The organism is Bradyrhizobium sp. 23 (assembly GCF_023073295.1).
GTDB lineage: Bacteria > Pseudomonadota > Alphaproteobacteria > Rhizobiales > Xanthobacteraceae > Bradyrhizobium > Bradyrhizobium canariense_D.
The window spans coordinates 119,595-126,204 of sequence record NZ_JADPJF010000022.1 but is presented as its reverse complement, the minus strand read 5'-3'; the positions used below and the strand labels follow the sequence as shown (position 1 = coordinate 126,204).

Sequence of the window (6,610 nt, the reverse complement as noted above, 5' to 3'; positions counted from 1 at the left end):
CCCGCCGACCCCGCCTGGAACGCCGCTGAGAGGACTTCCGGGCCGCCCGTAGTCGCAATGCCGCTCAGCACAGTTGAACCGGTGATCTGAGGCGTCGACGCCACGCTGCCGCGCGTCACGCTGCTGAGACCGAGCGCCGTGGCCGCCGCGCCGCCGGTGACCGCCACGTCCGTGCCGGTGCCGGTCGCGATCTGGATATTGCCGCCGGCGCTCAGAGTTACGTTGGCGGCGGGGATGCCGGCGGCCGTCGCGATCGCATTCAAGATATCAGACACCTTCGCGGCGCTGCCCGAAGCCAGTCCGATAGTGGTATTGCCGCTGGCCGTTGTGGTGACGGTAGTGACGGTAGGGTCGAAGGTGATCGTGTGGGCGCCGCTCGCGCCGGTGATGGTCAGTGTGGTACCGGTCGGAGCGTTGGCGAGCGCGTTGAGAATGGTCCCATTGAGATGGGGTGTCGCCGACGAGTCGAGCGACGTGGTCGTAGACGCAATCGCCAATGCGCTGTCCTGCAACGCGACCGAGCCCGTCCCGGTCGTCGAGGTATAGGAGCGCAGATTGCCGGTGGCCGCCACATTCGCGGTGGCGGATCCCGCCGTATTGAAGAAATTGTCACCGGCCGTGATAGCGGACGCCGCCACCAGCGAGGTGCCGGCGAGCTTCTTGATCGCGGTATTCAGCGCAGTGTTGAGGTTCGTCGCCGTGATGTTCGGGTCCGGAGGAACGACCGGAACGACATTGGGATTACCGGGGTCGATCGCAAAGCTGCCGACAGGTGTCGGCGTCGCCGTCGATGCCGTCAGGTCGATCTGCTCGGTCGAGCCATCGGGCAGCGTGAACTGGACGCTGAGCTTGTCGCCATTTTTCGGGTTGACGCCGTTGAGGTCGACCGAGAACGACACCGGCGAGCCGCTCGGGCCGGTGACCGTCGCGCCGGTCAGCGTCGAGGAGACTGCGGCGATCTTCAGGCCGAATGGCGATGCGGGCGCGTCCTCGGAGACCTTCACCGAGCTCGGCGTCGGCTGTGGCGTCGCCAGCACCAGCCGGCCCATGCCGTTGGCGCCGAGGTCGGCGGCCTGACGCTCCGCCATGACGGTCTTGAAGCCGGCCTGCGTCGTGGTGCCGTTGATGATGTCGCCGGCATTCGCGACCGACGGCGTGTTGAAGGCGGTTCCGGAGAACAGATAGCGATTGCCGGACTGCGTGTTGAGAACGCCGACCATCGAGCCGAATTGCGCAGCCGCAGTGTTCTGCGCAACCGTCTGGCCGTTGACGTTGAGATCCTGCGCGGTGTTGGCCGAGCCCGTCTGCACCGTGTTGCGGATCGTGGTCAGCGACTGCAACGCGGTATTGGCGAGGTTGATGCTGACGTTGACGTTGGTCATCGTGTCGGTATAGGCGGCAATGTTGGAGAGCTGCGCGCGCCCGGCGATCGCAAAGCCCTCGTTGGTGCCCATCCCGGAATAGTTCTGCGACAGCTTGCCGGTCGAGAGCTGCGTCGACAGGTCGGTGAGCTGCTGGTTGATGTTGCGGATCTGCGAGCCGAGAACCGACGAGGAGTAGTTGATGCTGCTGATTGACATGTTTCAGAGCCCTGCTACTTGTTACACTTGAGCCTGGAGCAACGTATTCATCATGCTCTGCACCACCGACATGACATGGGCGTTGGCGGCATAGGCATTCTGGAGCTGGATCAGGTTCGACATCTCCGAGTCCAGGTTGACGCTGGCGGTCGAGTTGAACTTGGCCTGCAGCGTCGAGACCACGACGCTCTGGCCCTGCTGGAGCTGGGTCGCCTGGGTCGCGGCATTGCCCTGAACGCTCAGGAACTGCTGGAGGTAGTTCGAGACGCTGCCGGTGAAGGGCTGGCTCGCCGAGCCCAGACCGGATTGCGGCGAATAGGAGAACACCGCCGAGGTGAGCTGCGAATAGAGATAGTCCGAGCGCGTGGTGTCGCCGGTGGGAGTCACCGGCGAGGTGTTGTAGACCGACAGCCTGGTCGGGTCGGTGGTGAGCTGCGTGTTCACGGCGATACGTCCGGCAAGGCCGGTCATCTGCGAGCCCGATGCGGTGATCGCGCCGGTGTAGAGCGCCTGCCCGCCATCGGTGAACAGCGGCAGTTGCGGATTGCCCGAGGTCAGCGACGAGATCGTCTTGGTGATCGAGGCCGAATTGACCTTGGCGAGGCCGCTGTTGTCGTCGGTAACCCGCAATGTGGTCGCCGTTGCCGGCGACGGGGCGGCGGCGAACGACAGATGCGAGCCGTTAAGCGCGGTGTTGAGCGCCGAGGCGATCGCGCCCATGCCGCCGGAGAAGTTCACCCCGATCTGCATCGGATTGGCGTTGGTGGGGTTCTGGAGCGGCAGCGCCGCCGGATCGGTCACGTTGACCAGCGTGACCTGCCGCTTGGTATTGGTGGTCGTGTCGGTGTAGGTGAAGTTGACGCTGTTGCCCGGCGCCGCCCCGGCAAGGTCGAGATCGAAGCCGGCCGGCGGGCCGGTGACCGTGCTGCCGGCCGTGGTCTTGTCCGACAACGCGCTCGACATCGTCGCGGCGAACTGGTCGATCTGGTTCTGCGCCTGCACCAGCGTCTGGTCGCGCAGCTTCAGATCGGCCGCGATCTGGCCCGAAGACACCACGTTGTTGGCGACGACGTCGACCGAGGATCCGTTCGGGAGCTTGATGTTGAACGCGCCGACGCCGGATTTGGCCGGATCGATGTTGTAGAGCGAGGTCGCCGACAGCGCGCCAGCGGACGCAAAGGTGAATTGCGACGCCAGCCCGGCGCCGACCAGCTGGATGCCGGTGGTGGTGTAGATGTTCGCCTGATTGGACCCGTCGGTGGTGACGTGGACATCGACATATTTTGACAGGTTATTGATGGCCTGGTCGCGCTGGTCCATCAACGTCGCAGCCGAGGGGTCGTGTTCCGACAGGCCCTGGAGTCTGGAGTTGATGTCGGCGACTTGCTGCATCGCCGCGTTGGCAGCTAGCGCCGAGGTGCTGAGATCCTGCTCGACGTTGGAGCGCAGCGACTGGATGCCCTTGGTGGTGAGGTTGAGCTGCTGCGCCAGCGTCTGCGCGGCGCCGAGCGCAACCGTTTGCGCCGACGACGAGCCCGCGTTGGTCGACAGCGCCTGCAGCGCCGTGGTGAAACTGTTCAGCGCGGTTTCGAGCGTACCGCTGTTGCCGGGCGTGCCATAGACATTCTGAAGCTGCTTCAGGATGTTGGCCATCTGGTCGGCGTAGCCGCTGCCGCCGGTCTCGGTGCGCAGCTGTTTCTGCACATAGGTGTCGAGCTCGCGGCTGACGCCGGTCGTCGTCACCGTCGAGCCGAAGTCGCCGGTGGTGACCTCGATCTGGTTCGGCGTCTGGACGACGTAACCCGGCGTCTGCGAGTTGGCGACGTTCGACGAAACGATCGAGAGCGCAGCCTGATTGGCACGCAGACCGCTCATCGCACTGGCGAGGGCTGAACTCAAACCCATGTTGACTTGCCGCCTCTGGTTACGTCACGCACCAATCAGCGCAACACGTTCAAAAGATCCTGAACCATCGTATTCGCCGTCGTGATCACCTTGGTGTTTGCCGAATAGGCCTGCTGGGTCACGATCAGCTTGGTGAATTCGTCTGCGATGTCGGTGTTCGAGCCTTCCAGCGACGAGCCGCTGATCGAACCGGAAGCACCGTCGATGGCAGGGCCCGACTGTTCAGTCGCGGCGTAGGCGCCGCCGTCCTGCGCCTTCAGGTAGTTGGTGCCGTTGAAGTGCGACAACGAGACCTGTGCGAGGTCGAGGTTCTGACCGTTGGAGAAGGTCCCGACCACGAGGCCGTTGTTGTTGACGGCGACCGATCGAAGCTGACCGGCGGCATAGCCGTTCTGGGTGATGGTGTTGATGGTGACCGCGCCGCTGGTGCTGGCATATTGCGTCAGGCCGCCCGAGGAGATGTTGAAGGAGACCGAGCCCAGCGACTGGCCGCTGACGCTGACGTTGTTGATGGTGATGCCCGAGCCGCTCGGCGAGGTCAGCGAGCCGTCGGCGGCAAAGGTGAAGGCCTGGCCGGTATTGACCCAGCCGACGGTCGTGCCGGTCGCATTCGGGTCGGTCTGGTAGAACATGTTCCAGGTATCGGCATGGCCCGCGCCAAGCGAGGCACTGTCGGTCTTGGCCCAGCGCAATTGCAGGTTCACCGGCGTGCCGGCCGCGTTGTAGGCCGTCACCGCACCACCGCTGATCGATTCCTTGGTGAAGGTGGCGATGTCATTGCCGATCACGCCGCCGGTGCCGGCAACGCCACCACCGTCACGATTCTTGGTGATGGTCGAGGTGAACCCGAGCGCGGCGAAGGCGGCGCTGTTGGAGCTCGCCACCGAAAGGTTGGAAGCTGTGCCGGTGTTTAGGGTGATCACGCCGCCACTGCTGACCGACGACCCCGTTGCACCGGAGAGAGCGTCGATCTTGCCGAGCAGCATCGTGATGTTGTCGGTGACGTTGATTTGGTTCGGGCCTGACGCGCCGGCGGCCACGAAAGTCAGCGGCTGACCATTGACCGTGATGACGTCGCCGGCGGAGAAGCCCGATGTGATCACCTCGGCGCCGCCGGCCGCTGCTGCGCCGCTCAGCACCGTGGCGCCCGAGATCGCGGGCGAGGACAGCACGTTGCCGCCGCGCGTCACGCTGCTGATGCCGAGCGCCGTGGCCGCCTGGCCGCTACCAACCGCTACGTCGGTGCTCGTGCCGCTGGAGATCACGATGTTGCCGCTGGCGCTGAGCGATGCGGTAACGCCGGCGCCGCCGGCGGTCTGGATCGCGCTCAGGATGCTGGCCACCGTGGCCGTCGTGCCCGCGCCGAGACCGATCGTGGTGTTGCTGCCGACCGTCGTGACGGTGGTGCCGCCGTTGAACGTGACCGTGTTGCCGTTGATGTTGAGCACCTGGCCGCTCAGCGCGGTGAGGGTGGTGGAGGCGAGATGCGTACCCAGGGCGCTGTCGAGCGAAGTTGTGGTCGATGCGACCGCCGCAGAGTTGTTCTGGAGCGCCGTTGTGCCGGTCGCCGTGGTCGACGAGTACGGCGAGCGGACATTGCCGGTCGCGGCAGCGCCGGACGTCGTGGCGTTTGCATAGGGCGGAGGCGGCGTGCCGACCGGCAGCGGGTTGGCGGCGAAGTCCGACGGGTTCAGTCCGCCGGCGGCCAGCAGCGTCTTGGTTGCCGCCGTCGTGCTCGCCACGGTGTTCGGCTGGGTCGGCAAGTTCGCCGCGTATTGGATCGAGGTCGTCGCCTGCGCCGGAATGAAGTTGTTCTGGAATTTCAGGACCGTCGCAACGTTGCCTTGCGGGTTGCCGGTCTTCGGGTCGACCGTGACGCCCATCAGGTAATAGCCGGCGCCGTTGACCAGATTGCCGTTGGCATTGAGCTGGAAGTCGCCGCGCCGTGTGTAATAGGTGACGCCGCTGAACACCGGCGCATTGTCGACGACGCCCGTCGCCTTCTGGATCGAGAAGAAGCCGTCACCGGTGATCGCCATGTTGGTGGCGACGCTGGAGCCCGAGATTGTGCCCTGCGTGGTGATGGTGGCCTTGGCGTTGGCGGTCACGCCGCCCGCGACCTGCTTGCTCGGGACCGAGGAGTCGGGAATGAGATCGACGAAGCTGGTGCCGATGCCCTTGTAAGCGGTGGTGGATGAGTTCGCGATGTTGCCGGAAATGTTCTGCAGCGCGTAGGACTGCGCCTGCAGGCCACCCACCGAGGTGTTCATTGCATCGAAGATACCCATAACTTTGTCTCCAGATCCGATCTCGGCGGCCGGTCGACCATGGCCGCAGTCGGAGGAGACTGTCGCAAGGGCTATGCCAATGCGGGTTTTCTCATGAAATCAATGGCTTGAGGAAAAAGCCCCGGTCTGATGACCGGGGCACAATTGCCGGGACCGGCAACAATTGCCGGACGAAACCTAGGTTGCGGACGCCGCCGCGGGATGGAAGACCAGCCCGAAACCGTCGATGCAGTAGCGCAATCCGGTCGGCTTCGGACCGTCGTCGAAGACGTGGCCGAGATGGCCGCCGCAGCGCCGGCAATGCACCTCGGTGCGGAGCATGCCGTAGGTCCGGTCCTCGGTCTTGCCGACATTGCCCTCGATCGGCTGGTAGAAGCTCGGCCAGCCCGTGCCGCTCTCGAATTTGGTGTCGGAGGCGAACAACGGCAGGTCGCAACCGGCGCAGGCGAAGACGCCCTTGCGGTGCTCCTTGAGCAACGGGCTGGAGCCCGGCCGCTCGGTGCCCTCCTTGCGAAGGATCTCATATTGCTGCGGGGTGAGCTGGGCACGCCATTCGGCGTCCGTTTTCTCGATCTCGAATTTTAGCGCGGCTTTCTCTCCAGCCTCCGCGGGCGATGCTCTGAGCCAGCGGAAGGCCGCAAGGCCGAACAGGCCGGCGACGGTCGTCAACAGGATGCGGCGGTCAAACATCTCATTCTCCATGCGGGAGCGTCTACGCCCTGAGATACGGGCTCTCACGGCAGACGTTACACTTCCGGGCGGGATTTTTCTCGGATCTCTTGCGGGACGCTGTCGTCGCGCGGGGCTGGTTCCGAGGCTGGTTCAATGGCTTCGGCC

Annotated in this window: 4 protein-coding genes; all 4 read right to left on the bottom strand. The window is 64.8% G+C overall.

Annotated elements, in window-relative coordinates:
* Positions 1-1,580 (bottom strand): flagellar hook associated protein (locus IVB32_RS03695; RefSeq protein WP_247409856.1); only part of this gene is annotated, 1,580 nt, incomplete at its 3' end.
* Positions 1,581-1,601: 21 nt separating this feature from the next.
* On the bottom strand, positions 1,602-3,485 hold the full coding sequence (gene flgK / locus IVB32_RS03690; RefSeq protein WP_247409855.1) for a flagellar hook-associated protein FlgK: 1,884 nt from the start codon (positions 3,483-3,485) through the stop codon (positions 1,602-1,604).
* A 35-nt stretch (positions 3,486-3,520) separates the two neighbouring features.
* Positions 3,521-5,773 carry a flagellar hook-basal body complex protein gene (locus IVB32_RS03685; RefSeq protein WP_247409854.1) on the bottom strand — a complete coding sequence of 751 codons (2,253 nt, stop codon included), beginning with the start codon at positions 5,771-5,773 and terminating at the stop codon, positions 3,521-3,523.
* A gap of 177 nt (positions 5,774-5,950) precedes the next feature.
* Positions 5,951-6,463 (bottom strand): peptide-methionine (R)-S-oxide reductase MsrB, encoded by a 513-nt coding sequence (gene msrB, locus IVB32_RS03680; RefSeq protein WP_247409851.1) that lies wholly within the window; start codon positions 6,461-6,463, stop codon positions 5,951-5,953.
* Positions 6,464-6,610 lie beyond the last annotated feature (147 nt).